Raw genomic sequence first — 23,648 nt, 5'->3', positions numbered from 1 at the left:
GATGGTCCGCCCCGCCGCCCGCTACCGTGCAGGGATGGAGCGCAGCCGGCGCCTCGACGACGACGCCCTCGCCGAGGAGATCGAGCTGTACGGGGACCTCGTCGTCGCCGCCTCGGAGGCGGGTGACGTGCTGCCCCAGGCCGAGATCGACCGCCTCCTGGGCGTGGCGGCCTCCGGCGACCCCGAGGACGGTGACGAGCCGGCCGGGGGTGCGTCCGACCAGGTGAGCGAGGCGCCCCAGGACGCCTCCGGACGGGGGTCCGCCGCTCAGGCCCACGGGGCCTGAGCGCCGCTGTCCTAACCTGTTCCTCCCGGCACGGCCGGAGCCGACCGTCCCTGGAGCACCACCCATGCGCCTGCTGCCGCGCGACAGCGCCCTCTTCGACGACGTCGCGGCACTCGCCCAGCACGTCGTCACCGGATCGGACGTGCTCGTGAGGATGCTCGGCGCGGGCGCGGCGGACCGCTCGGACCTCGCCGACCGGCTCGCCGCCGTGGAGAGGCTCGCCGACGACGCCGCCCGCCTCGTGGTCCGTCGCGTCACCTCCAGCTTCATCACCCCCTTCGACCGCCGCGACCTCGTGGCCCTGGCCCACGGCCTCGACGACTGCGTGGGCGCCCAGGCCGCGGCGGCCCACGCCGTGGTGGCGACCCGCGTCGGCGAGCTGCCGGCCGCCGTCGTCGAGCAGGTGGCCCTCGTGCAGCGCCAGGCCGAGCTGACGGCCCCGGCGCTGGCGCGGCTGCGGTCCGTCCGCGACCTCGTCGACTACTGGGTGGAGGTCCGCCGCCTCGAGCGCGAGGTGGGGCGCGTCCACCGGGAGGTCCTCGCCCAGGTGCACCGCGGTGGTCCTCGCGGCGCGGCCGACCTGCTGGAGGTCCTCGCCGCCAAGGAGGTCGCCGACCGCCTGCAGGCCGTGGCGGTCGCCTTCGCGCTGCTCTCCCGCACGGTCGAGACCATCGCCGTCCAGGAGGCCTGAGCCGTTGGACCCCGCCACCGGGACGCTCCTCGTCGTCGTCGTGGTCGCCGCGCTCGCCTTCGCCGTGGTGAACGGCGCCCACGACGCCAGCGACGTCATCGCCACCCCGGTCGTCACCGGGGCGCTCACCCCGCTCGCGGCCCTCGTCATCGCCGCCGCGCTCAACGGCCTCGGAGGGCTGCTGGGGAGCCGCCTCGCGGAGACCGTCGCCTACGGCGTCCTCACCCCGCTCGACGGCGCGGACGGGCTGGTGCTGGTGCTGGCCGCCCTGCTGGGCGCCATCGCCTGGAACGCGCTGACCTGGTGGCGGGGCGTCCCCAGCAGCTCCACCCACGCCCTCGTCGGTGGCCTGGCCGGTGCGGGTGCGGTGGTCGGCGCCAGCGTCGACTGGGGCCGTGCCGCGCTGCAGGTGGCGCTGCCGCTGCTCGTCTCGCCGCTGCTCGGCTTCGTCGTCGCCGGTCTCGTCGCCGTGGCGGTCGCGTGGCTCCTGCGGCACGCCGCGCCCGGACGGGCCCACCGGCTCTTCCGCTACGCCCAGGTGGTCTCCAGCAGCGGCGTCGCGGTGGGGCACGGCCTCCAGGACGCCCAGAAGACCATGGGCGTGGTGCTCCTGGCCCTCGTGGCGGCCGGGGCCCTGCCCCACGGGTCCCAGGTGCCCTGGTGGGTCATGGCCTCCGCGTCGGGCGCGCTCGCGCTGGGCACCCTGGCGGGGGGCTGGCGCATCGTGAGGACCCTCGGTGAGCGGATCACCGCGGTCGACCCCGCGGCCGGCTTCGCCGCCGAGGCCACCACCACGGGGGTCCTCGCGCTGTCCGCCGCGGGGTTCGGCGTGCCCGTCTCCACCACCCAGACCGTCACGGCGGCCATCGCCGGCGCGGGGGCGGTGCGCCGCCCCTCGGCGGTGCGGCGGCGGGTGCTGCGGCGCATCGCCTGGTTCTGGGTGCTCACCGCCCCCGCCTCGGCGGTGGCGGGAGCGCTCTGCGCGGCTGCGCTGCTCCCCCTGCTCGGCTGACGCCCCCCGGGACCGCAGCCGAGGCCTGGTCGCGGTCGGAGGGCCCGACGGCGCCTGGGGCGCAGACGCGGCGGGGGCGCCGACCGGACCGGTCGGCGCCCCCGTGCGGTGCGCTGGGCTCCTCGTGGGCGAGGAGCGTCGGGTCACCCGAAGCGGCCGGAGACGTAGTCCTCCGTGGCCTTCTGGCTGGGGTTGGAGAACATCGTGGCGGTGTCCGCCATCTCGATCAGCTTGCCCGGCTTGCCCGTGCCCGCGATGTTGAAGAAGGCCGTGGCGTCGGAGACGCGCGAGGCCTGCTGCATGTTGTGGGTCACGATGACGATCGTGTACTCGCTCTTGAGCTCCTGGATGAGGTCCTCGATGGCGAGCGTGGAGATCGGGTCGAGCGCGGAGCAGGGCTCGTCCATGAGCAGCACGTCGGGTCGCACCGCGATGGCGCGGGCGATGCACAGGCGCTGCTGCTGGCCGCCGGACAGGCCGGCGCCGGGGCGGTCGAGGCGGTCCTTGACCTCGTTCCAGAGGTTGGCGCCCTTGAGGGAGGACTCCACCAGGTCGTCCGCCTCGGAGCGGCGCATCCGCTTGCTGTTGAGGCGGGCCCCGGCGAGCACGTTCTCCGCGATGGACATGGTCGGGAACGGGTTGGGCCGCTGGAAGACCATGCCGATGGTGCGGCGCACGTCCACCGGGTCGACGTCGGAGGCGTAGAGGTCCTGGCCGTCCATGACGACCTTGCCCTCCACGCGGGCGCCCGGGATGACCTCGTGCATGCGGTTCAGGGACCGCAGGAACGTCGACTTGCCGCAGCCCGACGGACCGATGAAGGCCGTCACCGAGCGGGGCTCGATGGCCATCGAGACGCCCTCGACGGCGAGGAAGTCGCCGTAGTAGATGTTCAGGTCAGAGACGTCGATGCGCTTGCTCATGGCCGCCTTCCGGTGCGGTCGGTACGGGTCGGTCGGGTCAGCGGGTCTTGGGCGAGAAGGCCCGCGAGACGACCCGTGCGATGAGGTTGAAGGCCATCACCAGGATGACCAGGACGAGCGCGGCCGTCCAGGCCCTGTCGATGGAAGGACCCGGCGGGATCGTCGGGGTGGCGTAGGAGAACCACGAGAACGTGGGCAGCGTGGACATGCGCCCCTCGAACGGGTTGGTGTTCACGGCCGTGGTCACGCCGACGGTGACCAGCAGCGGGGCGGTCTCGCCGATGACGCGGGCGATGGCCAGGGTGACGCCGGTGGCGATGCCGGCCACCGAGGTGCGCAGCACCACCTTGACGATGGTGCGCCACTTCGGCACGCCCAGGGCGTAGGACGCCTCGCGCAGCTCGTGCGGCACCAGGCGGAGGATCTCCTCGGTGGACCTGACGACCACGGGGATCATCAGCACGCACAGGGCGACCGATCCCATGATCCCCAGGCGCGCCTCCGGGCCGAGGATGAGCACGAACAGGGCGAAGGCGAACAGGCCGGCCACGATCGAGGGGATGCCGGTCATGACGTCCACGAGGAACGTGATGGCCCGGGCCACGTGGCCGCGGCCGTACTCGACCAGGTAGACGGCGGTGAGGATGCCGATCGGCACCGAGATCAGCGTGGTGATGGCGGTGACGATCAGCGTGCCGTAGATGGCGTGGACGGCACCGCCGCCCTCGCCGAGCACGCCGCGCATCGAGTAGGTGAAGAACTCCACGTCGAAGCGCGCCGCGCCGCGGGAGATGACGGTCCAGGTGACCGAGATGAGCGGGACCAGGGCCAGGAGGAACGAGCCGACGACCAGGCTCGTGACGAACCGGTCGGTGGCCTTGCGGCCGCCCTCGACGGCGCGCGACGCGACGACCAGGACGATCATGAAGGTGATCGCCGTCAGCACGAGGAACCCGGCCAGGTTGAACCCGGCGAGGGCGAGCACGGCGGCCGAGAAGGCCGCGGCGAGCGCCAGGGCCCCCCACGGCGCCCAGGCGGGCAGGTGGCGGCTGTGACCGAGGCCCAGGCTCGAGCCGGAGGAGGTGAGCTGCGACATCGGGGTCAGCCCTTCGACGTGCGGGCCACGACAGCGCGGGCCGCGAAGTTGACGAGGAAGGTGATGACGAAGAGGACCAGTCCGGTCGCCACCAGGGTGTTGACGGCCAGGCCGCTCGACTCCGGGAAGTTCAGCGCGATGTTCGCGGCGATGGTGCCCGGGTTCTGCGTGCTGATGAGGTTGAACGTGACGCCACCGGCCACCGACAGCACCGCGGCCACGGCCATCGTCTCGCCCAGGGCGCGGCCCAGGCCCAGCATCGAGGCGGCTACCACGCCCGACTTGCCGTAGGGGATGACGGCGTACTTGACCATCTCCCAGCGGGTGGCGCCGAGCGCGAGCGCGGCCTCCTGCTGCAGGGTCGGGGTCTGGCGGAACACCTCGCGGGACAGGGCGGTGATCACCGGGAGGATCATCACCGCCAGCACGAGACCCGCCGTGAGCATCGTGCGGCCGGAGGAGACGGGCCCGGCGAAGAGCGGGAACCAGCCGAGGTTGGTGCCCAGCCAGGCGTAGACCGGCACGAGCGCCGGCGCGAAGACGAAGACGCCCCACAGGCCGTAGACGATGCTCGGGATCGCGGCGAGCAGGTCGATCAGGTACGCGAGCGGCGCGGCCAGCTTCCGCGGGGCGTAGTGCGTGATGAACAGGGCGATGCCCACCCCCAGCGGCGCACCGATGAGGAGCGCCAGCGCCGAGGCGAGCAGCGTGCCGAAGACGAGCTCCCCGGCGAGCGGCCAGAAGCCGCGGCCGCCGGCGATGTCCTGGGAGGACGCCGTCAGGGCCGGGGCCGCCTGGTAGACGAGGAACGCGGCGACGCCGGCGAGGATCACGAGGATCGTCAGGCCGGCGCCGGTGGCCAGGCCCTTGAAGACCCTGTCACCCGGGCGCTGCTTGACCCGCTGCTGCGGAGCCGCTTCCCGCGGCGGGGTGGTGGTGGCGGTCACGAGGTGCCTTCCTGGGCGGGGCGTCGTCGCGGGGTGGGGAGGCGGCGCGGCCCGAGCCTGGCGCGAGTGCGGCGCCGGCGCCAGNNCGCCAGCTCGGACTTACTTGATGAGCTCGAGCGAGGTGGTGATCTGCTGGCGCAGCGAGTCGGAGATCGGGGCGGAGCCCGCCGCGTCCGCGGCGGCCTGCTGGCCCTCCTCGCTGGTCACGTAGGTGAAGTAGCCCTTGACGTTGGCGGCGTCAGCGGCGTCCGCGTAGCTGGTGCAGCCGATCAGGTAGCTGACCAGGATCACCGGGTAGGCGGAGGTGTTGGTGGGCGTGCGGTTCACGTCCAGGGCGATGTCGCCCTGGGGACGGCCGGAGGCGGGGGTGGCCTCGTCGAGCGCGGCGGCCGCGGCCTCGGCGGTCGGGCCCACGAAGGCGTCGCCGACCTGGACCTGCACGTGCCCGAGGTCCTTGGCCTGGGACTCGTCGGCGTAGCCGATCGAGCCGGCGGTGGCACCGATGGCGGCCACGACGCCGGAGGTGCCCTGCGCGGCCTCGCCGCCCTGGGCCGGCCACTCCTGGCCGGGCTCGTAGCTCCACGCGCCGCCCGACGCCTTGGACAGGTAGTCGGTGAAGTTGGCGGTGGTGCCCGACTCGTCGGCGCGGTGCACCGGGTTGATGGCGGTGGCCGGCAGGCTCACGCCCGCGTTGAGCTCGGCGATCGCCGGGTCGTTCCAGGTGGTGATCTTGCCGTCGAAGATCTGCGCGATGACCTGCGGGCTGAGCTTCAGGTCCTCGACGCCCTCGAGGTTGTAGGCGATGGCGATCGGGGAGACGTAGTTCGGGATGTCGATCGCGGTGCCGCCGTTGCAGCGCTGCTGGGCCTCGGTCAGCTCGTCGGCCTTGAGGTAGGCGTCGGACCCGGCGAACTGCACGGCACCGGAGAGGAACTGGGTGCGGCCGGCGCCGGAGCCCTGCGGGTCGTAGTTGACCGTCAGGTCCGGGGCGGACGTCTGGATGCCCACCTGCCACGCCTGCTGGGCGGCCTGCTGGGCGGAGGAGCCCGCGCCGTTCAGCGTGCCGGTCAGCGCCGCGGCGGAGGACGAGCCGCTGGAGGAGCTCTCGCCGCCCCCGCCGGCCGGCGGCTCGTTGGCGGCGCACGACGACAGGCCGAGGGAGAGCACGATGGCCGCGGGGACAGCGGCGCGACCGAGGGTGCTGCGCTTCACGTGAGGTACCTCTCGAAGGCGGGGGATGCGCCGCTGCTGGCTCGTGGCTGCACGCTGGCGCGATCTGGCGGCTCGGAAGTTACGGTCGCGAGGTGAAGGGGCGGCCCGACCCAGGTGAACGGCGGGCGAACACGCTGGTCAGCGGCACCGTCACGATCTGGTCACGCCGGCGCGCCGCCCCGGAGGGAGCAACAGCGCTCCCTCCGGAGACCCCCGATCAGCGCTGAGTGACGGGTTGCGCACCCTCCGGGGCCGTCTCCCCGGTCTCGAAGAGGTCGCGCGCCGGTCCCAGGACGAGCGGGTCGGCCTCACCGACCAGCTCGACGTCCTTGCCGTCGTAGTCCAGCTGGCGCAGGACGTGGCGCATCGCCTCGAGCCGTGCGCGCTTCTTGTCGTTGCTCTTCACCACGGTCCACGGCGCGTCGTCCGTGTCGGTGGCCAGGAACATCGCCTCCTTGGCGGCCGTGTAGTCGTCCCACCGGTCCAGGGAGGCCAGGTCCATCGGTGACAGCTTCCACTGGCGCACCGGGTCGATCTGGCGGATGGCGAACCGCGTGCGCTGCTCGGCCTGCGAGACCGAGAACCAGAACTTGACCAGGGTGATGCCGGAGCGCACGAGCATCCGCTCCAGCTCGGGGGCCTGGCGGTAGAACTGCTCGTACTCCTCCCGGGTGCAGAAGCCCATCACCCGCTCGACGCCGGCGCGGTTGTACCAGGACCTGTCGAACAGGGCGATCTCCCCGCCCGCGGGGAGCCGCTCCACGTAGCGCTGGAAGTACCACTGGGTCCGCTCGCGCTCCGTGGGCTTCTCGAGGGCCACCACGTGCGTGCCCCGCGGGTTCAGGTGCTCGGTGAAGCGCTTGATGGTGCCGCCCTTGCCGGCGGCGTCGCGGCCCTCGAAGAGCACCACGAGCTTCTCGCCGCGGTCGACCAGCCAGCGCTGCATCTTCAGCAGCTCGATCTGCAGCAGCCGCTTGGAGGTCTCGTACTCGCGCCTCGTCATGCGGCTCGGGTAGGGGTACCCCTCTCGCCACGTGTCCACCTCGGAGCCGTCGGGGCGCAGCAGCACCGGCTCGCCCTCGGCGTCCACCTCCACCCGGAGGCCGTCGAGGTGCGTGCCGAGGGGGCCCGGGGGCGCTTCCTCGAGGTCGGTGTCGTCCATCTCCTCGATGGTCGCCCCGCCGGGGGGCCGGGCGCCCCTCGGGGCGTCCTGGTCTGCCGGGGTGCTGGAGGTCGCCTGGGTCACGCCCCGGTGGTACCGCTGTGCGCCGGACCGGCGGCGAACGGCGGGTGAACGGCGGGTGGCCCGCGCCGCCCGGCGGGGCGACGCCACCCGTTCCGGCGAGCGGCGGCGCGGGTGCGCTCCCGTCGCCTGGCGTGATCCCTTACCACTGACGCGTGCCCGCCGCGGTGAACACTGGGTGAACGCTCCACGCCGTGGGCGAAACGGTCTGGTAACTCGCCGGGACGTGCATGACGCTGGTCGCTCGTGACCACCGCCACCGTCATCCTGGTGCTGCTGGTCGTGGTAGCCCTCTCGTTCGACTTCACGAACGGCTTCCACGACACGGCGAACGCCATGGCGACCTCCATCGCCACCGGCGCCCTGAAGCCCCACACCGCCGTCGCGCTGGCCGGGGTGCTCAACCTCGTGGGCGCCTTCCTGTCGGTGGAGGTGGCGCTCACGGTGACCAACGCCGTGGTGAAGATCCAGAACAGCGACGGCTCGCCCGTGGCCGCCCTGACGGGGGACGGCGGCACGGCGCTGCTGGTCATCGTGCTGGCGGGCCTGGCGGGCGCCATCGTCTGGAACCTGCTCACCTGGCTGCTGGGCCTGCCCTCCAGCTCCAGCCACGCGCTGTTCGGCGGCCTGCTCGGCGCGACCATCGCCGGGCTGGGCTGGAGCGGGGTCAACTGGGCCGGGAACGGCGAGAAGATCGACGGGCTCCTCCCCAAGGTGGTCGTCCCGGCCCTGGTCTCACCGCTCATCGCCGTCGGCGTCGCGGCCCTGGCCACCTGGCTGGTGCTGCGCGCCGTCCGCGGGCTGGCCGAGCGCTCTACCGAGCGGGGCTTCCGCTGGGGCCAGATCGGGTCGGCGTCCCTGGTCTCCCTGGCGCACGGGACCAACGACGCGCAGAAGACGATGGGCGTCATCACCCTCGGCCTCATCGCGACCGGCCACTGGACCGACACCGAGAACATCCCGTTCTGGGTCAAGGCGGCGTGCGCCGTCACCATCGCGCTGGGCACCTACCTGGGCGGCTGGCGGATCATCCGCACGCTCGGCAAGGGGCTGGTGGAGATCGAGCCCGCCCAGGGCATGGCGGCGCAGAGCTCCTCGGCCGCGGTCATCCTCGTCTCGAGCCACCTCGGCCTGCCGCTGTCCACCACGCACGTCACCACGGGCTCGGTGCTCGGGTCCGGCCTGGGCCGTCCCGGCGCGACGGTCCGCTGGCGCGTGGCCGGCCGCATGGTGGTGGCCTGGGTCATCACCATCCCCGCGGCCGCGCTCGTCGGCGGCCTCCTCTGCGGCCTGGCCGTCCTGCTGGGCGGTGGCCTGGTCGGCGCGGCTGCCGTGGTGGTGCTGCTCCTCGCGGCCTCGGTCACCATGTACCGCCGCTCGCTGCGGACACCCGTCAACGCCGGCAACGTCAACGACGACTGGTCCGCAGACGACGACGACGCCGGCCGCGCCGAGCAGCCGTCCCGCGCCCAGGTCTCGGCCTGACCCGCCCGTCCGAGCCCGTCCGAGTCCCGTCGAGAGCCCCTCAGGAGCACCCGTGTCGCACGTCTGGCAGCTCGAGGCCGCAGCCCTCGGGCAGGTCGCCCTCGCCGCCCTGGTCCTGGGCGCCGGACTGCCCGCGCTCTTCGCGCTCGGCGTCCGCGCCTCCGCCCTCGGCCGCGGCCCCGCCGGTGACGGCGTCCCCAGCCCGACGGGGCGGGTGGTGAGCGCGCTCGTCTACGCCGCCGTGGTCCTCGTGGCGCTGGCGGGCATCGGGCTCATCGTGGCCTCCGGCTTCGGCAAGGCCGTGAGCTTCGAGCACGTCTACCCGGTCCTCGTCGACAAGTGAGCCAGGCGCCTCGCGCCGGCGTCACCGCCCGGGTGCTCGGCTGGCTCCGGGCCGGCTACCCCGCCGGCGTCCCCCAGGGCGACTACGTGGCCCTGCTCGGCCTGCTGCGGCGCGGGCTCACCGACACCGAGGTGCGGCGCATCGCGGCCGAGCTCGCCGCGGCCGCCCGTCACGGGGACGACATCACGACCGCCGACGTCGAGCGGCTCATCGGCAGCGCCACCCTCGACCAGGCGGCGCCCGAGGACGTCGCCCGCGTCTGCGCGCGCCTCGCCGCCGGCGGCTGGCCGCTCGCCCAGCACCCCGAGGACCCCGAGCACCCCGAGCACCCCGAGCACCCCTGAGCCGCGCGCACCGCTGGGCCACCACCCGCCCGGCGGCTCAGGGGACCAGGCGGTAGCCGACCCCCGGCTCGGTGATGAGGTGCCGCGGTGCCGAGGGATCGGCCTCCAGCTTGCGCCGCAGCTGGGCCACGTACACCCGCAGGTAGTGCGTCTCCGCGGCCTCCGAGCCCAGGTGCGGGCCCCGCAGCGCCACCAGGAGCTCGCGCCGGCCCACCACGCGGCCCACCGAGCGGGCCAGCTCCGCCAGCAGCTGCCACTCCGTCGGCGTGAGCCGCACCTGCTCGCCGCCCGGCTCCGCGTCCACCTCGCCGTCGTCCTGGTGGGGAGGGCGCAGCAGCACGCGGCGCCGCGGCAGGTCCACCGTGAAGCGGGCCGTCTGCACCACCGGGTCGGGCACCGGCCCGGCGGCCTCGCCGCGGCGCACCGCGGCGCGCAGGCGGGCGAGCAGCTCGTCCACGGCGAACGGCTTGGTCACGTAGTCGTCAGCGCCGGCGTCGAGCGCCTCGACCTTCTCGGAGCTGTCGTGCCGCGCCGACAGCACCACCACCGGCACCGCGCTCCAGCCGCGCAGCGCCCGCAGCACGTCCAGGCCGTCGAGGTCGGGGAGCCCGAGGTCGAGGACGACGACGTCGGGCCGCCGCGTGGCGGCCGCGTCCAGCGCCGCCGCGCCGGTGTGCGCGACGTCGACGTCGTACCGCTTGGCGCGCAGGGTGATCGCCAGCGCCCGCCCGAGGGCCGGCTCGTCCTCCACCACCAGCACGCGCGTCACGCGAGCAGCCTCTCCGACGGCTGGCCGCCCGACGGCCCGGGGTCCGGCGGCGCAGGGCCGGCGGCCGCCGGCAGGGAGAAGACCACGGTCAGCCCTCCGCCGGGGGTGTCGTCGGCCTCCACGGTGCCGCCGCTGGCCTGCACCAGCCCGCGCGCCACCGCCAGCCCCAGGCCCACGCCCTGGCCGGCGGGCGCGTCGCCCAGGCGCTGGAACGCCGAGAAGGCCGCGGCCTTGCGGTCGTCGGGGATGCCCGGGCCCCGGTCCACCACGCGCACCACCACGCGGCGTCCGCCGTCGTCCACCACGCCGGCGGTGACCTCCACCGGGCTGTCGGGGGCGTGCGGCACGGCGTGGCGCAGGGCGTTCTCCACCACGTTGCCCAGGGCCCGCTCCAGCAGCCCGGCGTCGGCGTCGACCAGCGGGAGGTCCTCGGGGACGTCGAGCACCACCGAGCGCGCCTGCTCCGGGGTCAGCCCGGCCAGCGCGCGGGGGACCACCTCGTCGAGGGCCACCGCCTCCCGCCGCGCCCTCACCGCTCCGGCGTCGAGCCGGCTCATGTCCAGGAGGTTGTCGACGAGGGCCTGCAGCCGGTCGGCGGAGGCCTCCACGTCGGCCAGCAGCACCTCGCGGTCGTCGTCGTCCAGCTCGGCCCCGAGCGCCCGCAGCGTGGACGCGGAGGCCTTCACACTGGCCAGCGGCGTGCGCAGGTCGTGGGAGACCGCAGCGAGCAGCGCGGTGCGGGTCGCCGTGCGCTCCTCCTCGCGCCGGGCGGCGCGGGCGGTCTCGCGCAGCCGGTCGCGCTCCAGCAGCGAGCCCGCCTGCGCCGCCACCGCGGTGAGCACGCGCAGGTCCGAGGCCGACAGCGGCCGGCCGGCCCCGTCGCTGGTGACGGCGATGCTGAGGTGCTCGTCCACGGGCAGCGCCGCGTCCGCGGCCTCCGGCGACGACGGCGGCGGGCACCCCTGCGAGGCGACCACCCGCCACACGTCGTGGGCCGTGCCCGGAGCGTCCTGCGTGCGCTCCAGCAGCGCGGCGCCCGCCAGGCCGAAGGTCTCCACCAGCCGCTCCAGCAGCGCCGGGACGGCCTCGGCGCCGCGGAGCACGCTGCCGGCGAGCGTGGCCAGCACGTCGGCCTCGGCGCGCGCCCGGGCCGCCTCGCGCGCCCGCCGGGCTGCGGAGTCGACCACCGCCGCCACGGCCGCGCCGACGCTGACCAGCACGAACAGCGCCACCGCGTTGGCCGGTGAGGAGATCGCGAGGGTGCCGTAGGGCGGGGTGAAGTACCAGTTGGCGAGCAGCCCCGAGAGCACCGCCGCGAGCACCGCGGGCCGCATGCCACCCACCAGCGCGACCCCCACCACGAGGGCGAGGAAGAGCAGCAGCTCGCTGGGCAGCTCGTGGCGCGCGCGGGTCAGGTGCAGCAGCGCCGTCAGCGCCAGCGGCGCCACCAGCGCCAGCCCCCACCCGGCCAGCCGGCGCCGCACCGGCAGCGCCGGGCCCCGGCGCGCCCGGTGCCCCTGGCGCGCCGCGGCGTGGGTGACCACGTGCACGTCGATGTCCCCGGAGCCGTCGATGACCCGCTGGCCGACGCCCGGTGCCAGCGCCGCGGCCAGCCGGCTGCGGCGGCTCGCCCCCACCACCACGTGCGTGGCGTTGACGCCGCGGGCGAAGTCGAGGATGGCGGTGGCGACGTCCTCGCCCACCACCGAGTGCCAGCTGCCGCCCAGGCTCTCGGCCAGCAGCCGCTGGCGCGCCAGGGCGTCCGGCGCGGCGCCCGTCAGCCCGTCCGAGCGCGAGACGTGCAGCGCCAGCAGCTCACCGCCGGCGGCCCGCTGGGTGATGCGCGCCGCGCGGCGCACCAGGGCGTCGCCCTCGGGACCACCCGTGAGGGCCACCACCACGCGCTCGCGGGCGCCCCACGGCTCGGCGATGCCCTGCTCGGCGCGGTAGCTGGCCAGCGCGGCGTCCACCCGGTCCGCCGTCCACAGCAGCGCCAGCTCCCGCAGCGCGGTGAGGTTGCCCACCCGGAAGTAGTTGGCCAGGGCCGCGTCGACCCGCTCGGCGGCGTAGACGTTGCCGTGCGCCAGCCGCCGCCGCAGCGCCTGCGGGCTCATGTCCACCAGCTCGATGGCGTCCGCGGCGCGCACCACGTCGTCGGGGACCGTCTCGCGCTGGCGCACCCCGGTGATCTGCGCGACGACGTCGTTCAGCGACTCGAGGTGCTGCACGTTGACGGTGGTGGTGACGTCGACGCCCGCGGCGAGCAGCTCCTCGACGTCCTGCCACCGCTTGGCGTTGCGCGACCCCGGCGCGTTGGTGTGCGCCAGCTCGTCCACCAGGGCGTGGCTCGGGGAGCGCGCCAGCACCGCGTCGACGTCCATCTCCTCGAGCACCGTGCCGGGGGAGGCGGGGTGCGCGAGCCGCTGGCGGGGCACCACCTCCAGGCCGTCCAGCGCGGCGGCGGTGTGGGCGCGGCCGTGGGTCTCGACGACGGCGACCACCACGTCCTGCCCGCGCTCCGCGCGCCGGCGGCCCTCGCCGAGCATCGCCACGGTCTTGCCGACGCCGGGCGCGGCGCCCAGGTAGACGCGCAACCTCCCCCGCTTCACGCCGTCATCCTCCTCCGCGACCCCCGTCCCGCCGGCTGCCTCACCCCTGCGCGCCGCCCAGACGGGCGAGCGCTGCGTTGAGGGTCACGACGTCGACGGTCGGTTCCCCGACGAACCCGAGGTCGCGTCCGCGGGTGCTCTGCGCGACCAGCTGCTCGACCTGCGCCACGGGCAGCCCGCGCTCGCGGGCGACGCGCGCCACCTGGAGCTGCGCGTAGGCGGGGGAGACGTCCGGGTCCAGGCCCGAGGCGGAGGCGGTCACGGCGTCGGCGGGGACGGCGGCGGGGTCCACGCCCTCGCGGGCGGCCACCGCGGCGCGCCGCTCCTCGACGGTCGCCACCAGCTCGGGGCTGTTCGGGCCCAGGTTGGACGCGCCGGAGGCCTGCGGGTCGTAGCCGTCGCCGGCCGCGGAGGGGCGGGGCTGGAACCAGGGGAGCTGGGAGGCGGGGTCGTCGGGGGAGCCGAACTGCTGCCCGATGAGCGCCGAGCCGGCGGGACGCCCGTCGAGGGTGATCATCGAGCCGCCCGCGCGGCCCGGGACGAGCTGGGCCGCGCCGAGGACCACGGCGGGGTAGAGCACCCCCAGCAGGAGGGTGAGGGCCACCAGCAGGCGCAGGCCGGCGGCGGACTGGCGGGTGAGGTCTTGCACGCGGGACACGGGGGACTCCTCAGAAGCCGGGGAGGATCGAGACGAGCAGGTCGACGGCCTTGATGCCGAGGAACGGCACCACCACCCCGCCGAGCCCGTAGACCAGGACGTTGCGCCGCAGCAGCGCGCTCGCGCTGGAGGGTCGGTAGCGCACGCCGCGCAGCGCCAGCGGGATGAGCGCCACGATGACGAGGGCGTTGAAGACGACCGCGGAGAGGATCGCGGACTGCGGGCTGGACAGGTGCATGACGTTGAGGCGGTCGAGCGCGGGGTAGATGCCCGCGAACATCGCCGGGATGATCGCGAAGTACTTCGCGACGTCGTTGGCGATGGAGAACGTGGTCAGCGCGCCGCGGGTGATGAGCAGCTGCTTGCCGATCGCCACCACCTCGATGAGCTTGGTGGGGTCGGAGTCGAGGTCGATCATGTTGCCGGCCTCCTTGGCGGCCGACGTGCCGGAGCCCATCGCCACGCCCACGTCGGCCTGCGCCAGCGCGGGGGCGTCGTTGGTGCCGTCACCGGTCATCGCCACGAGCCGCCCGCCGGCCTGCTCGCGCTTGATGAGCGCCAGCTTGTCCTCCGGGGTGGCCTCGGCGAGGACGTCGTCGACACCCGCCTCGGCCGCGATCGCCTGCGCCGTGAGCCGGTTGTCACCGGTGACCATCACCGTGCGGATGCCCATCTCGCGCAGCTGCGCGAAGCGGGCGGCCATGCCGGGCTTGACGACGTCCTTGAGGTGGACCACCCCCAGGACGCGCGCCGGGGCGCCACCGACGCGCTCGGCGACGACGAGCGGCGTGCCGCCGGACTGCGAGATCCCGTCGACCACCGCGGACAGCTCGGCCGGGACCTCACCACCCCCCTCGCGGACCCAGGCGGTGACCGCGCTCGCGGCGCCCTTGCGCAGCAGCCTCACCCCGTCGGCGCCGGGCAGGTCGACGCCGCTCATGCGGGTCTGGGCGGTGAACTCGACGTACTCCGCGCCCGGGTGCGCCTCTGCGGCTCCTCCCGCAGCCCCACCTGAGGCGTCGACGAGCTCGACCACCGAGCGGCCCTCGGGGGTCTCGTCGGCCAGGCTCGACAGGCGCGCGGCCTCGGCCAGGGCTCCCGGCTCCACGCCGTCCAGGTGGACCAGGGCGGTGGCGCGCCGGTTGCCGAACGTGATGGTGCCGGTCTTGTCGAGCAGGAGGACGCCGACGTCACCGGCCGCCTCGACCGCGCGGCCCGACATCGCCAGCACGTTGCGCTGCACGAGGCGGTCCATGCCGGCGATGCCGATGGCGGACAGCAGCGCCCCGATGGTGGTGGGGATGAGGCAGACCAGCAGCGCCACCAGCACCGGGATGCTCTGGGCCTGGCCGGAGTAGGCCGCCAGCGGCTGCAGCGTCACCACCGCCAGCAGGAAGACCAGCGTCAGGGAGCTCAGCAGGAGGTCGAGGGCGATCTCGTTGGGGGTCTTCTGCCGGGCCGAGCCCTCGACCAGCGCGATCATCCGGTCGATGAAGGTGCTGCCGGGCTCGGCGGTGATCCGCACGACCACCCGGTCGGACAGCACGCGGGTGCCGCCGGTGACGGCCGAGCGGTCTCCGCCGGCCTCGCGGATGACCGGCGCGGACTCGCCGGTGATGGCTGACTCGTCCACCGAGGCCACGCCCTCGACGACGTCGCCGTCACCGGGGATGACCTCCCCCGCCTCGACGACGACGAGGTCGCCGCGGCGCAGGTCCGTCGCGGCCACCGCCTCCTCCTGGCCGGTGGACCTGTCGAGGAGCCTGCGGGCGGCCGTCTCGGTGCGGGTGCGGCGCAGCGTGTCGGCCTGGGCCTTGCCGCGGCCCTCCGCCACCGCCTCCGCGAGCCCGGCGAAGACGACCGTGGCCCACAGCCACAGCGCCACCAGCCACGTGAACAGGCTCGGGTCGACGACCGCGTACACGGTGGTCAGCGCCGAGCCGATCCACACGACGAACATCACCGGGCTCTTCACCTGGTGGCGCGGGTCCAGCTTGCGCAGCGCCGCCGGCAGGGAGGAGACCAGCGACCGCGCGTCGAAGGCGCCGGCGGCGGGGCGGGCGCCCCTGTCGTCGTCCTGCTGGCCGTGGGAGGCGGAGGTGCGGTCGAGGACGGGGGTGCTCATGAGAGGGCCTCAGCGATCGGTGCGAGGGCGAGCGCGGGGAAGTAGGTCAGCCCGGCGACGACGATGACGACGACGGTGACCAGGCTCGCGAACAGGGGGGTGTGGGTGGGCAGGGTGCCCGCGGTGACGGGGACCGGCGCCTGGGCAGCGAGCCGGCCCGCCAGGGCGATGACGAGGAGCACCGGCACGAACCGGCCGAAGACCATGCACAGGCCCAGGGCGGTGTTCTGGTAGTCGGTGGCGGCGCCGAACCCGGCGAAGGCCGACCCGTTGTTGTTGGACGCCGAGGCGTAGGCGTAGAGCACCTCGGACAGGCCGTGGGCGCCGGAGTCCTGCAGGGACGCGTCGCGCAGGGAGGGGATCCCCGCGGTGAGGGCCGCGCCGACGAGCAGCAGGGTCGGCGTCGCGAGGACGTACAGGGCGACCAGCGTGACCTCGCCGCGGCCGATCTTCTTGCCGAGCAGCTCCGGGGTGCGGCCCACCATGAGGCCGGCGAGGAAGACGGCGATGACGGCCAGGAGCAGCAGGCCGTACAGGCCCGAGCCGGTGCCGCCGGGGGAGACCTCGCCGAGCATCATGTTGAGGACCGTCACGCCGCCGCCGGCGGCGGTGAAGGAGTCGTGGAAGCTGTTCACGGCGCCCGTCGAGGTGGCGGTGGTGGACGCTCCGAAGAGGCCGGACAGCACCTCCCCGAAGCGGACCTCCTTGCCCTCCATCGCGGCGCCCGCCGCCTGCGGGGCCGCCCCGGCGCCGGTGACCTCGGCCCACACCGTCAGCGCCACCGAGGCCAGCCACAGGGCGCCCATCACCCCGAGGACGGCCAGCCCGTGCCGCTTGTCCCCGACGAGGCGGCCGAAGGTGCGGGGCAGGGAGAAGGGGATGGCCAGCATGAGGAAGACCTGGAACAGGCTCACCCACGCCGTCGGCCCCTCGAAGGGGTGCGCGGAGTTGGCGTTGAAGAAGCCGCCGCCGTTGGTGCCCAGCTCCTTGATGGCCTCCTGCGAGGCGACCGGCCCGCCGGTGATCGTCTGCGCGCCGCCGGCGATCGTGGTGATGGCCGTCGGGCCCGAGAGGTCCTGCACCACGCCGCCGAGGAGCATGACGACGGCGGCGACGACGGACAGCGGCAGGAGGATCCGCACGCAGGTCCGGACGAGGTCGACCCAGAAGCTGCCGATCCGCTCGGTGCGGTTCCGCGTGAACCCGCGCACCAGCGCCACGGCCACCGCCATGCCCACGGCGGCCGAGGTGAAGTTCTGCACCGCGAGGCCCGCGGCCTGCACGAGGTGGCCCATCGTCGTCTCGCCGGAGTACGACTGCCAGTTCGTGTTGGTGACGAAGCTGATCGCGGTGTTCCAGGCGGTGGCGGGGGCCACCCCGGGGAAGCCGAGGGACAGCGGCAGCCAGGCCTGCAGGCGCTGGAAGGCGTAGAGGAAGAGCACCGAGACGAAGGAGAACCCGAGGACCGCGCGGGCGTACACGGGCCAGCGCTGCTCGGCGTCGGGGTCGATGCCGGCCACGCGGTACAGGACGCGCTCGACCGCCAGGTGGCGGGTGGAGGTGAAGACGCGGGCCATGTGGTCCCCCAGGGGGGCGTGGACCACGGCGAGGGCGGCGACGAGGACGGCGATGGTCAGCGCACCGGCTGCGCCGTCGGACAGGACCGGCATCAGAAGCGCTCCGGGTCCAGGAGCGCGGTCAGCAGGTAGCCGGCCAGGGCGAGCACGAGGAGCAGCAGGACGAGGCTCACGGCGCTCACCGCTGGCCCCCCAGCCGCTCGAGGCCGCTGACGAGCAGGGCCAGGACGGCGAAGACCACCACGGTCAGCGCGACGAAGGCGAGATCAGGCACGGGGACGATCCAGCCACCGCGCGGGGTGGGGAGGCTCCCGTCCTGACGGAGCCCTGACGCCCCCGCGTGGGTCCCTGACGCCTCCCGGACGGCCTGCACCGCCGTCCGGGTGGGTGCGCCCCGCCGACGGCCTACCCGGCGGGGACCAGGTGCCGCTCCACCGCGACCACCAGCCCGGAGCTCCTCGAGACGTGCGCGACGAGCACCTCTCCGGGACCGAGGTAGGGGTCGTGCTGGGGCAGGAGCGCGCTCACGTCGTCGGCGGCGTGCTCGGCCAGCTCGCCGAACACCGTCGACAGCACCGGTCGGTGGGTGCACAGCATGACGGGCCGTCCCTTGCCCAGGAGCTTGCGGACCAGCTTGGCCGCCCGGCCGGGGTCGCGGCGGTGGGCGTCCTCGGTGAGCCTGCCGCGCGTCTTGAGCTTGGCGCCGCTGGCCTGGAGGTAGGGCTCCACGGTGTCGGTGCAGCGACGCCAGGGGCTGGAGACCACGCGCTTGGGCTGCCACGCCGTGAGCAGCTCGGGGAGCCGCTCGGCCTGGCGCCGACCGGGCGCGGCGAGCGGTCGCTCGTCGTCGCTGCGTCCCCACGCCGTCTTGGGGTGGGCGTGGCCGTGGCGGACCACCACGAGCGGCCACGTGTCGAGCGCCCCGGCGCGGTCGGCGGCCAGCAGCGCCCTCAGCTGCACGCGGTCGCCGCGACGGGTCAGCCGGGCGTCGGCCTCCTCGGGCGTCACCCACTCCGTCCGGTCGACCTCCGCGGGCCTCGGGGGCAGGGGGTGCTTGGCGCCGTCCACGTGGGCGGCCCAGTAGGAGACCTCCTTGGTGGCGTCGGCGCCGAGGGCGTACCGGGCGCTCGGCAGCGCCCGTCCCAGGCGCACGTCCAGGCCCGTCTCCTCGGCGACCTCGCGGACCGCGGCGGCCGGCGGCGGCTCCGCGCCCTCCAGCTTGCCCTTGGGCCACGACCAGTCGCGGTAGCGCGGCCGGTGCACGACGAGCAGCCTCAGGCCGCCGTCGGGGGCGCGGTGCCAGCACAGCGCCCCCGCGGCGCGCACGAGGGGCAGGGGCTGCCCGGCCACCTGCTCGTGGCCGTCGCGGTGCTCCTGCGCCCCCTGCGCCCCGGGGGCGCCGTGGGGGGACCGGGCGGGTGGCCGGGTGTGCGGGTGCGCGGACTGCACCGACGCCGGCGTGTTCTCGCGTCGCTCGGGCGGCTCGGGCTCGGCCGCCGCGGCGTGGGGGCCCACGACGGCCCTCAGCGCCGGCGGGCGCGGCGGTTTGAGCGCGCGGCGATGAGGAACTCCTGCAGGTCGAGCAGGGGCTCGCCGGCGTCGTCGACCGCTGCGCGCTCCCAGGTGCCCTCCGGGCCGAGGTGCCAGCTGGCCGTCCCGGCGTCGGCGGCGAGGTCGACGAGGTCGACCAGGGCGCGCTGGTGCTCCACGTCGCGGATGCGCACCAGCGCCTCCACGCGCCGGTCGAGGTTGCGGTGCATCATGTCGGCGCTGCCGATGTACACCTCGGCGTCGCCGCCGGCCTCGAAGGCGAAGATCCGGCTGTGCTCGAGGAAGCGCCCGAGGACCGACCGCACGCGGATGGTCTCGGACAGCCCCGGCACGCCCGGGCGCAGGGCGCAGATCCCGCGGACGACGACGTCGACCGGCACCCCGGCCTGCGACGCGCGGTAGAGGGCGTCGATGACGGCCTCGTCCACCATGGAGTTGACCTTGATGCGGATGTGGGCCGGGCGGCCCGCCCGGTGGTGCTCGGCCTCCCGCTCGATCCGCTGCACCAGGCCGCGGCGCAGCGAGCGCGGCGCCACGAGCAGGCGCGAGTAGCGCGTGCGCGGCGCGTAGCCCGACAGCTGGTTGAAGAGCTTGGTGAGGTCCTCGCCCACCTCGTCGTCGCACGTCAGCAGGCCGAGGTCCTCGTAGAGGCGCGCCGTCTTGGGGTTGTAGTTGCCGGTGCCGACGTGGCAGTAGCGCCGGAGCCGGTCGCCCTCCTGGCGCACCACGAGGCACAGCTTGGAGTGCGTCTTGAGCCCCACGATGCCGTAGACCACGTGCACGCCGGCCTGCTCGAGCTTGCGGGCCCACGTGATGTTGTTCTGCTCGTCGAAGCGCGCCTTGATCTCCACCAGCGCGAGCACCTGCTTGCCGGCGTCGGCGGCGTCGATCAGCGCGTCGACGATGGGCGAGTCGCCCGAGGTGCGGTACAGCGTCTGCTTGATGGCCAGGACCTTCGGGTCGGCCGCGGCCTGCTCCAGGAACGCCTGCACCGACGTCGAGAACGAGTCGTACGGGTGGTGCAGCAGCACGTCGCGCGAGCGCACCGCGGCGAAGATGCTCCGGGGCTGGCTCGACTCGCGGCCGTCCGTGAGGTGCCGGTGCGTCTTGGGCACGAACGTCGGGTAGCTCAGCTCGTGGCGCTCGAGGTCGGCGACGGCGTTCAAGCCGCGCAGGTCCAGCGGGCCGGGCAGGACGTAGGTCTCGGCCTCCTCCACGCCCAGCTCGCGCACGAGCAGCTCGCGCACGTGGTCGTCGGTCTCGGCGGTGAGCTCCAGGCGCACCGGCGGGCCGAAGCGGCGGCGCAGGAGCTCCTTCTCGAGGGCCTGCAGGAGGTTCTCGGCGTCGTCCTCCTCCACCTCCAGGTCCTCGTTGCGGGTGACGCGGAAGGTGTGGTGGGCCACCACGTCCATGCCCGGGAAGAGCTGGTCGAGGTGCTGGGAGATGACCACCTCGAGCGGAACGAACCGCGCCGTCCGCCCCGCCGAGAGGGCCTTGCCCTGCTCCACCCGCACCAGGCGCGGCAGGAGCGGCGGGACCTTGACCCGGGCGAAGTGCTCCTTCTCCGTGTTCGGGTTGCGCACCACCACGGCGAGGTTGAGCGAGAGGCCCGAGATGTAGGGGAAGGGGTGCGCCGGGTCGACGGCGAGCGGCGTCAGCACCGGGAAGACCGAGTCGCGGAAGAACTCGTGCAGCCGGTCCTGCTCGGACGGCTCCAGCTCGTCCCAGCCGACGATCCGGATGCCCTCCTCGGCCAGCGCCGGCCGCACCTGCTCGGTGAAGGTGCGGGCGTGGCGCTCCACCAGCTCGTGCGCGCGCTCGCTGACCGCGGCGAGCACCTCGCGCGGCTCCAGCCCGCTCGCCGCGGTCACGGCCAGGCCGGTGGCGATGCGGCGCTTGAGGCCGGCCACGCGCACCATGAAGAACTCGTCGAGGTTGCTGGCGAAGATCGCGAGGAAGCGGGTGCGCTCGAGCAGGGGGACGGAGGGGTCCTCGGCGAGCTCGAGGACGCGCTGGTTGAAGGCCAGCCAGCTGAGCTCCCGGTCGCCGAAGCGGTCCGCGGGGAGCGGCTCCGGCTCGTCGGACTCGACGACCTCCTCGACGGCGCCCGTGCGCTCCTCGACCTCGTCGTCCTCGGCGGCGAGGTGCTCGGTGAGCGCCTCCTCGAGGTCGACGGCCGCCCCGGCCGCCGGGTGGGGCTCCGCGCCGTCGCCCACCGCCGCCGCCGCGGGTGAGGGCGCGAGCCCGGTCACGGGCTGATCGCTCGTCGTGCTCGCCATCGCACCATCCTCTCAGTCCGCCTCCGGCAGCGGCGCGCCCTGCCGGTACAGCACGTCGGACGTGTCGAGGTCGAAGCCGAGGCGCTCGTACAGCCGCACCGCCGCTGCGTTGTCCGCCTCCACGTAGAGCTCGACCGAGGTGCAGCCCGAGGTGTCGAGGTGGTGCAGCCCGGCGAGGACCACCGCCCGGCCCAGGCCCCGGCCCTGGGCGGCGGGGTCGACCGCCACCACGTAGACCTCCCCGGCAAGGCCCTCCACCTTGGTCCAGTGCGACGCCAGCAGCCGGCCGTGCTGCGACTCGACGGCGAGCAGCAGGCCCGCCGGGTCGAACCACGGCTCCGCCTGCCGCGCGGCCAGGTCGGCAGCGGTCCAGCGGCCCTGCTCGGGGTGGGAGGCGAAGGCGCGCGCGTTGAGGTCGAGCCAGGCCTCCTCGTCGCGGCCCACCTCGAAGGCGCGCAGCGCCACGTCGTCCGGCAGCTCCAGCGGCGGCAGCGGCGACGCGGGGCCCAGCGGACGCCTGCGGTGCTGCAGCTCCCGCACCGGTCCGTAGCCCCTGCTCCGGGCCAGGGCTGCGGCCGCCGGCGATCCGCCGTGCGCCCACACGGCCAGCTCGGCGCCGCGGGCGAGGTGCTCCAGCTGCTCCGCCAGCGCCGTCCCCACCCCGCGGCGGCGGACCTGCGGGTCCACCAGCAGCTCCGCGCCGCCGTCGGCCGGCAGCTGGGCGTAGCCGACGACGACGGGGGGACCGTCCTGGCCGGCGCTGCCGCCGCTGCCGGCGAGGTCCACGAGCACGTGCTGGGCCGCGGGTCCCGGCTCGCGCAGCGCGAGCAGCGACGCCTCGGACAGCGGGTGTCCCCCGTCGACGGCCGCGGCCCGGGCCACGAGCGCCTCGACGGCGGCGACCTCTGCAGCGGACAGGGCGGGGAGCGCACGCGGGGGCAGGACCCCGGCGGCACGGACGGCGTCGGGCACCACCGCAGGCTAGGGGGCTGCTGCGCGGTCGGCCCGGTGGCCTGCGCCCCGGCGGACGGCCGGCGGGGCCGTCAGTGCTCGGCGACCGCCTCGTCGTCCGTCACCGCAGCGTCCGAGCGCAGGTCGAGCTCGCGGCGCTCCCTGCTGGCCGGGACGAAGCGGTAGCCGACGTTGCGGACGGTGCCGATGAGCTGCTCGTGCTCCGGCCCGAGCTTGGCGCGCAGGCGCCGCACGTGGACGTCCACGGTGCGGGTGCCGCCGAAGTAGTCGTAGCCCCAGACCTCCTGCAGCAGCTGGGCGCGGCTGAAGACCCGGCCAGGGTGCTGCGCGAGGTACTTGAGGAGCTCGAACTCCTTGTAGGTGAGGTCCAGCGACCGGCCCCGCACCTTCGCGGTGTAGGTGGACTCGTCGATGACGACGTCGCCGGCGCGGATCTCCTCCGGCGCGTCGTCGCCGGCCTCGGCGAGCGCGGCGCGGCCCACGGCCAGGCGCAGCCGCGCCTCGACCTCCGCCGGCCCGGCGGTGTCGAGCAGCACGTCGTCGGCGCCCCAGTCGGCGGCGACCGCGGCGAGACCGCCCTCGGTGAGCACCAGGAACAGCGGGCAGCTCACGCCGGTCGTGCGCAGCAGCCGCGCGAGCGACCGGGCCGCCACGAGCTCGCGCCGGGCGTCGACCAGCACGGCGTCCGCCGGTGGGGCGTCCACGAGCGCCGCGGGCTCGGCGGGGAGCACCCGCACCGAGTGGGCCAGCAGGCCGAGGGCGGGCAGCACCTCGGCGGATGGGGCGAGCGCGTTCGTCAGCAGCAGGAGCTGGGCCACGGCGTCCTCCGGGTCCGGGACGGGTCCCACCAGCGCGACGGGACGCCGCGCCGGTGCGACGTCGCTACGACGAGGTGAACGATAGGTGACGGGAGCGCTCCACCGCCACGGTCCGGCCCATCTGGTCCTGTGCGAGACCATCCCGGGGTGACACCACCGCGTCGAGCCACCCCGTCCGCCCGCTCGGCGCTCGTCGCCGCGGGCCTGGCGGGCCTGCTGGCGCTGGCCGGTCTGGCGGGCACCGCGCCCGCCGCCGCGGCGGCCGTGCTCGTGGCCGTCGCCCTGGCGCTGGGGTGGCCCGGGCTGCTGCTGCTGCCCAGCCCCCGCGGCAGCGCCGCGGTGGTGGGCGCCACCGGCGTCCTGGCGGTGGTCGCGACCACCGCCACCGCCCTCCTCGACCACGACCGCGAGCCGCTGCGCGCGCTGCCCGCCGTGCTCGCCGTGGCCGTGCTCGGCGCCTTCACCCACCAGATGCTGCGGCGCGACCTGCGCCCCCGCGTGGTCGACGGCCTGGGAGGGGCGGTCACCGGGCTGCTCATCGCCGGGCAGGTGAGCGGGTGGGTGGCCGCTGCGGCCGCCGGAGCGGCCGCCGCCGCGACCACCGGCGCCGGTGCTGCCGCGGTCGGCGCGTCGGTCCTGGCGGCCGCGCTCCCCGTCCCGCGCCCGGCGAGCGCGCTCGCGGCCGTGGCCGCCGGGGCGGCCGCCGGC

General features: G+C 75.0%; 22 protein-coding genes. 7 read left to right on the top strand and 15 right to left on the bottom strand.

Features of this window, described 5'->3' with window-relative positions; genetic code table 11:
- The first annotated feature begins 34 nt into the window (after window positions 1-34).
- The 3 genes from FHN55_RS19995 to FHN55_RS19985 all read left to right on the top strand — a co-directional run bounded on the left by FHN55_RS19995 (window position 35) and on the right by FHN55_RS19985 (window position 1,989).
- Window positions 35-286 carry a hypothetical protein gene (locus FHN55_RS19995; RefSeq protein ID WP_139714168.1) on the top strand — a complete coding sequence of 84 codons (252 nt, stop codon included), beginning with the start codon at window positions 35-37 and terminating at the stop codon, window positions 284-286.
- Window positions 287-350: 64 nt separating this feature from the next.
- Window positions 351-977 (top strand): DUF47 domain-containing protein, encoded by a 627-nt coding sequence (locus FHN55_RS19990; protein WP_139714167.1) that lies wholly within the window; start codon window positions 351-353, stop codon window positions 975-977.
- 4 nt (window positions 978-981) lie between these two features.
- Entirely contained in the window at window positions 982-1,989 is a 1,008-nt protein-coding gene (locus FHN55_RS19985; RefSeq protein ID WP_139714166.1) for an inorganic phosphate transporter, read from the top strand.
- Window positions 1,990-2,132: 143 nt separating this feature from the next.
- On the opposite strand, the gene pstB is transcribed toward FHN55_RS19985, so the two are convergent.
- The 5 genes from pstB to ppk2 all read right to left on the bottom strand — a co-directional run bounded on the left by pstB (window position 2,133) and on the right by ppk2 (window position 7,329).
- The gene (pstB, locus tag FHN55_RS19980) at window positions 2,133-2,912 is read right to left on the bottom strand and encodes a phosphate ABC transporter ATP-binding protein PstB (RefSeq protein WP_139714165.1); all 780 of its coding nucleotides are present in this window, start codon (window positions 2,910-2,912) and stop codon (window positions 2,133-2,135) included.
- Window positions 2,913-2,949: 37 nt separating this feature from the next.
- A complete protein-coding gene (gene pstA, locus FHN55_RS19975) occupies window positions 2,950-4,008 on the bottom strand; it encodes a phosphate ABC transporter permease PstA (RefSeq protein WP_139714164.1) in 1,059 nt (352 codons plus the stop codon).
- Window positions 4,009-4,013: 5 nt separating this feature from the next.
- Window positions 4,014-4,955, bottom strand: coding sequence for a phosphate ABC transporter permease subunit PstC (pstC, locus tag FHN55_RS19970; protein WP_139714163.1), 942 nt, complete (start codon window positions 4,953-4,955; stop codon window positions 4,014-4,016).
- 99 nt (window positions 4,956-5,054) lie between these two features.
- Entirely contained in the window at window positions 5,055-6,167 is a 1,113-nt protein-coding gene (pstS, locus tag FHN55_RS19965; protein WP_139714162.1) for a phosphate ABC transporter substrate-binding protein PstS, read from the bottom strand.
- A 217-nt stretch (window positions 6,168-6,384) separates the two neighbouring features.
- Window positions 6,385-7,329, bottom strand: coding sequence for a polyphosphate kinase 2 (gene ppk2, locus FHN55_RS19960; RefSeq protein WP_139714203.1), 945 nt, complete (start codon window positions 7,327-7,329; stop codon window positions 6,385-6,387).
- 327 nt (window positions 7,330-7,656) lie between these two features.
- Between ppk2 and FHN55_RS19955 the strand changes: the two genes are divergently transcribed.
- From FHN55_RS19955 to FHN55_RS19945, 3 genes are read left to right on the top strand one after another with little or no spacing between them, the layout of a single operon-like run.
- Window positions 7,657-8,895, top strand: a complete 1,239-nt coding sequence (locus FHN55_RS19955; protein ID WP_139714161.1) for an inorganic phosphate transporter — start codon at window positions 7,657-7,659, stop codon at window positions 8,893-8,895.
- Window positions 8,896-8,947: 52 nt separating this feature from the next.
- Entirely contained in the window at window positions 8,948-9,238 is a 291-nt protein-coding gene (locus FHN55_RS19950; RefSeq protein ID WP_139714160.1) for a hypothetical protein, read from the top strand.
- Entirely contained in the window at window positions 9,235-9,582 is a 348-nt protein-coding gene (locus FHN55_RS19945; protein WP_139714159.1) for a DUF3349 domain-containing protein, read from the top strand. The genes FHN55_RS19950 and FHN55_RS19945 overlap by 4 nt, the downstream gene beginning before the upstream one ends.
- Before the next feature lie 37 nt (window positions 9,583-9,619).
- On the opposite strand, the gene FHN55_RS19940 is transcribed toward FHN55_RS19945, so the two are convergent.
- The 10 genes from FHN55_RS19940 to FHN55_RS19895 all read right to left on the bottom strand — a co-directional run bounded on the left by FHN55_RS19940 (window position 9,620) and on the right by FHN55_RS19895 (window position 22,940).
- Complete coding sequence (locus FHN55_RS19940) at window positions 9,620-10,351, bottom strand: response regulator (protein ID WP_139714158.1); 732 nt, start codon at window positions 10,349-10,351, stop codon at window positions 9,620-9,622.
- Window positions 10,348-12,960, bottom strand: coding sequence for a DUF4118 domain-containing protein (locus FHN55_RS19935; protein WP_139714157.1), 2,613 nt, complete (start codon window positions 12,958-12,960; stop codon window positions 10,348-10,350). Before FHN55_RS19935 ends, FHN55_RS19940 begins: the two co-directional genes overlap by 4 nt.
- 40 nt (window positions 12,961-13,000) lie before the next feature.
- Window positions 13,001-13,618: a potassium-transporting ATPase subunit KdpC gene (gene kdpC / locus FHN55_RS19930; protein WP_139714156.1), complete on the bottom strand. Its 618-nt coding sequence runs from the start codon at window positions 13,616-13,618 to the stop codon at window positions 13,001-13,003.
- A 10-nt stretch (window positions 13,619-13,628) separates the two neighbouring features.
- Window positions 13,629-15,743 (bottom strand): potassium-transporting ATPase subunit KdpB, encoded by a 2,115-nt coding sequence (kdpB, locus tag FHN55_RS19925; protein ID WP_139714155.1) that lies wholly within the window; start codon window positions 15,741-15,743, stop codon window positions 13,629-13,631.
- Window positions 15,740-17,413, bottom strand: coding sequence for a potassium-transporting ATPase subunit KdpA (gene kdpA, locus FHN55_RS19920; RefSeq protein ID WP_139714154.1), 1,674 nt, complete (start codon window positions 17,411-17,413; stop codon window positions 15,740-15,742). Before kdpA ends, kdpB begins: the two co-directional genes overlap by 4 nt.
- Window positions 17,413-17,502 (bottom strand): K(+)-transporting ATPase subunit F, encoded by a 90-nt coding sequence (gene kdpF, locus FHN55_RS19915; protein ID WP_139714153.1) that lies wholly within the window; start codon window positions 17,500-17,502, stop codon window positions 17,413-17,415. Before kdpF ends, kdpA begins: the two co-directional genes overlap by 1 nt.
- A gap of 223 nt (window positions 17,503-17,725) precedes the next feature.
- On the bottom strand, window positions 17,726-18,835 hold the full coding sequence (locus tag FHN55_RS24195) for an NUDIX hydrolase (RefSeq protein WP_218974854.1): 1,110 nt from the start codon (window positions 18,833-18,835) through the stop codon (window positions 17,726-17,728).
- Window positions 18,836-18,843: 8 nt separating this feature from the next.
- Complete coding sequence (locus FHN55_RS19905; protein ID WP_139714152.1) at window positions 18,844-21,150, bottom strand: RNA degradosome polyphosphate kinase; 2,307 nt, start codon at window positions 21,148-21,150, stop codon at window positions 18,844-18,846.
- Window positions 21,151-21,162: 12 nt separating this feature from the next.
- On the bottom strand, window positions 21,163-22,122 hold the full coding sequence (gene mshD / locus FHN55_RS19900; protein WP_257571150.1) for a mycothiol synthase: 960 nt from the start codon (window positions 22,120-22,122) through the stop codon (window positions 21,163-21,165).
- Window positions 22,123-22,193: 71 nt separating this feature from the next.
- A complete protein-coding gene (locus tag FHN55_RS19895; RefSeq protein WP_139714200.1) occupies window positions 22,194-22,940 on the bottom strand; it encodes a response regulator transcription factor in 747 nt (248 codons plus the stop codon).
- Between the two features lie 147 nt (window positions 22,941-23,087).
- Between FHN55_RS19895 and FHN55_RS19890 the strand changes: the two genes are divergently transcribed.
- A partial coding sequence (locus FHN55_RS19890; RefSeq protein ID WP_139714151.1) for a hypothetical protein occupies window positions 23,088-23,648 on the top strand: 561 nt, incomplete at its 3' end.

Source organism: Streptomyces sp. NP160 (genome assembly GCF_006335115.1).
GTDB lineage: Bacteria > Actinomycetota > Actinomycetes > Actinomycetales > Quadrisphaeraceae > Quadrisphaera.
This window is presented reverse-complemented; position numbering and strand designations above follow the sequence as displayed.

Bases quoted from the DNA above. Each gene is read 5' to 3' on its own strand.
- FHN55_RS19995 (WP_139714168.1), top strand. From the start codon at position 35: ATGGAGCGCAGCCGGCGCCTCGACGACGACGCCCTCGCCGAGGAGATC.
- FHN55_RS19990 (WP_139714167.1), top strand. From the start codon at position 351: ATGCGCCTGCTGCCGCGCGACAGCGCCCTCTTCGACGACGTCGCGGCA.
- pstB (WP_139714165.1), bottom strand. From the start codon at position 2,912: ATGAGCAAGCGCATCGACGTCTCTGACCTGAACATCTACTACGGCGAC.
- pstA (WP_139714164.1), bottom strand. From the start codon at position 4,008: ATGTCGCAGCTCACCTCCTCCGGCTCGAGCCTGGGCCTCGGTCACAGC.
- ppk2 (WP_139714203.1), bottom strand. From the start codon at position 7,329: ATGGACGACACCGACCTCGAGGAAGCGCCCCCGGGCCCCCTCGGCACG.
- kdpB (WP_139714155.1), bottom strand. From the start codon at position 15,743: ATGAGCACCCCCGTCCTCGACCGCACCTCCGCCTCCCACGGCCAGCAG.
- kdpA (WP_139714154.1), bottom strand. From the start codon at position 17,413: ATGCCGGTCCTGTCCGACGGCGCAGCCGGTGCGCTGACCATCGCCGTC.
- FHN55_RS19905 (WP_139714152.1), bottom strand. From the start codon at position 21,150: ATGGCGAGCACGACGAGCGATCAGCCCGTGACCGGGCTCGCGCCCTCA.